The sequence below is a fragment of the Microbacterium sp. C448 genome, assembly GCF_000582705.2.
GTDB classification, from domain to species: domain Bacteria; phylum Actinomycetota; class Actinomycetes; order Actinomycetales; family Microbacteriaceae; genus Microbacterium; species Microbacterium lacus_A.
In genome coordinates, this window is the sequence record NZ_HG779820.1 from 1 (window position 1) to 389 (window position 389).

Annotated in this window: 1 protein-coding gene; it reads right to left on the reverse strand. The window is 62.7% G+C overall.

Annotated features, from left to right (window positions below; all coding sequences use genetic code 11):
• Positions 1-129, reverse strand: a 129-nt coding sequence (locus MIC448_RS15425) for a CsbD family protein (RefSeq protein WP_081766475.1), incomplete at its 3' end; no start/stop codon positions are given.
• Positions 130-389: the final 260 nt, after the last annotated feature.

Here is a 389-nt window from a genome sequence, read left to right on the forward strand (position 1 = left end):
GTCGGCCTTGGCCTGGTCGGCCTTGCCCTCCGCCTCGAGCTTGTCGTTGTCGGTCGCCTTGCCGAGGCCTTCCTTGGCCTTGCCGGTAAGGTCTTCGGCGCCGTGCTTGATCTTGTCTCCCATGCTCATGATGAGCTCCTTTCGATCAACGTGAACCCAGCCTGCGGGAAGCGCTCCCCAGATGAAACCGGGTTGTGGTAGCGAGCGAGCTCGTGATACGCCCCGTGGGCTGATGCGGTGAGACAGGAACGGCGTCCGCTCGAAGATGAGCAGACGCCGTAGGTGCACGCAATTCGGCGCGCTCCCTGTCGTACTAACTGTCGTGCTACTTGTCGAAGGCGTCCTTGACGTTGTCGCCGGCCTTCTTCACGTCGGCCTTGGCCTGGTCG